Origin of the sequence: Pseudoalteromonas sp. S558, from assembly GCF_005886635.1 — a bacterium.
Lineage (GTDB): Bacteria > Pseudomonadota > Gammaproteobacteria > Enterobacterales > Alteromonadaceae > Pseudoalteromonas > Pseudoalteromonas aliena.
In genome coordinates this window covers 1-2,212 of record NZ_PNDU01000355.1, presented here as the reverse complement: position 1 = coordinate 2,212, position 2,212 = coordinate 1, and the positions used below count along the sequence as shown (strand labels likewise).

Sequence of the window (2,212 nt, the reverse complement as noted above, 5' to 3'; positions counted from 1 at the left end):
CCATCAGCATCTGAAGAGCCGCCTCTTTGCTTTGCGCTGAATAATGTTTCATGTTACTCCACACCCTCTATTTAATGGTTAAATATTAAGCGCGACAACTAGTCTGACAGAGAGGGCAAAGCATGCCTAGCATTGAGACAAAAACTCTGTCAGTCTGCATCCAAGCTTTACAGGCTGCAATTAAGCATAATGATTTTTTATCTCAGTCTGAGACCGTAGATAAAAATGACTATGAAGAAAGTTCGTACATGTATGAATTGGAGTTAGTGAAATTAATAAAATTGTATAAAAAAGAAGAAGAAAATGGAGTTCCAATTCCACTAAAAGATCTGCTCAAACCTCCTCTCGAAGAACTGGGCTAAAAATGATAGGGTAAGCTCAGCATATTTTGTGGCAAAGTTAAAAACTCTTCTCTAACAAATGCTTGGAAATGAGCGAGAAGCATTTTACTACGGGGAATGGGACACTTTAAGTGTAAAAAAATGCACTTATTCAAACAACAATGCATGCAGAGTAAGATCATGAGATTTTAATAGTCATGAAAGTATACAGAGTAAACAATAAGAATAACCAAGGGGACATATTAGATTTTGACCCTCATTCAATGTATCAATCACTAAAAGGCTATTCGGACACTGCTGAGGCAGAGTTCATGGTTAAATTTTTTGATTTACATGGCAATAATGATTCTATTCTAAATATATGGCCAGATGTTATGCCTATTAAGCCGTTGTCTATTGATTATGAAAAGGTTGATATTTATATCCAAGGTGGTTTTTTACTATTATCTAAGGAAGCTTATGATTACCTATATCACTTTTTAAATGAGTATGGCGAGTTCCTTAAAATAGACGTAAACGGCTCAGAAATGGTACTTTTTAACTTGCGTGTTTTTGGGCAAGAAGATTCTGATAAATGTATAGAGGACTACTCTAAAGGGTTGAGAAGTGGCTTTAAAAGCTTTGCATTTATTGATTCAGATATAAATAGTAAATTGCTATTTAAATCTAAGTTGTTAGATGGGATAGGGCTATTTTGCGGTGAAGAATTTAAGCAATTAGTTGAAGTGAAAAGTTTAAATGGTATTGAGTTTAATGAAATTAATTAGCTTAGTATTTCACTTAATTGTTTGAGCTCGATTTTGAGTATACTAATTATTAATTTGCCAAAGGGCCAGTGTAGCCATGTTTTACGGCATACTTTTGCGAGTCATTTTATGATGAACGGAGGTAATATTTTGGTATTACAGCAGATACTTGGTCATGCAAAGATTGAGCAAACCATGGTTTACGCGCACTTTGCACCAAGTCATTTAGAAGATGCTATTAAATTTGGGCCTAAGATTAACTTGTAAAAATTTTCTTATCATATGAAAGATAAAAGTAATTAATATTTTTATTCCATATTTTCCCATTCTGCATAAACAATTAGTATAGGTTTATATCTAGAAGTTAATGGATCGAAATACTCTTTTAGTTCTTTATCTTCGAGTAAATTTCTAATTTCATACTATTAATTTTAACTAATATCCAAGTCAACCAATAAAGGTTTTTAGATTCGTTATCTAAAAACGATAAAAAACCCGCAACTTGAGTAATCGGGTTGTGGTTTTTTTTATGCTTACAGCTTATTTATTGCAGCTGATCCGATTTAAGGGAATAGGGTAGCCACTTTAAGAGTTTGCTAAACAGCAGATCTTGGGAAATAGGTTTGGAAATATAATCATTCATGCCTGACTCTAAACATTTTTCTTTATCGCCAGTCATTGCATTTGCAGTCATCGCTATAATGGTAATTGGCGCTGCTTTACTTTGTATTTCATTGTTTCTTATTGATATTGTGGCTTGATATCCATCCATAACTGGCATTTGGCAGTCCATTAAAATAAGTGAATATGGATTTGATGTGTTTGCTTGGGCTAAATATTCAAGGGCTTCTTGGCCATTGGCTGCAGTATCAACAAAAGTAATGCCCATTTTTTTCAAAGTGATTGAAGCAACCATCTGATTGACCTGATTATCTTCTGTTAATAAAATTCTAATATTATCGGCCCATGTAATATCACCAGGAAGTAATACTTTTTTACCTATGCGGTGTTTGTCAAACTAGTTGTCGCGATCACTACGTTATGCACTCTCCACGTTGACGATTTCACGTTCGGGGTTTAGGTGCACTTTCTCTGGTAAATCCCAGTTGCGGGTGTCTCGTCTCC

At 34.4% G+C, this 2,212-nt stretch carries 3 protein-coding genes and 1 pseudogene; 3 read left to right on the top strand and 1 reads right to left on the bottom strand.

Annotated features, from left to right (window positions below; genetic code table 11):
• Positions 1-122: 122 nt before the first annotated feature.
• The 3 genes and pseudogenes from CWB66_RS19090 to CWB66_RS19080 all read left to right on the top strand — a co-directional run.
• A complete protein-coding gene (locus tag CWB66_RS19090; protein WP_138586600.1) occupies positions 123-362 on the top strand; it encodes a hypothetical protein in 240 nt (79 codons plus the stop codon).
• A gap of 176 nt (positions 363-538) precedes the next feature.
• On the top strand, positions 539-1,108 hold the full coding sequence (locus tag CWB66_RS19085; protein WP_138586599.1) for a hypothetical protein: 570 nt from the start codon (positions 539-541) through the stop codon (positions 1,106-1,108).
• A gap of 48 nt (positions 1,109-1,156) precedes the next feature.
• Positions 1,157-1,354 (top strand): annotated as a pseudogene (locus tag CWB66_RS19080) (tyrosine-type recombinase/integrase); the annotation flags it as partial.
• Between the two features lie 277 nt (positions 1,355-1,631).
• On the opposite strand, the gene CWB66_RS19075 reads toward CWB66_RS19080, so the two are convergent.
• Positions 1,632-2,036: a response regulator gene (locus CWB66_RS19075; RefSeq protein WP_289508512.1), complete on the bottom strand. Its 405-nt coding sequence runs from the start codon at positions 2,034-2,036 to the stop codon at positions 1,632-1,634.
• Between the last annotated feature and the right edge of the window lie 176 nt (positions 2,037-2,212).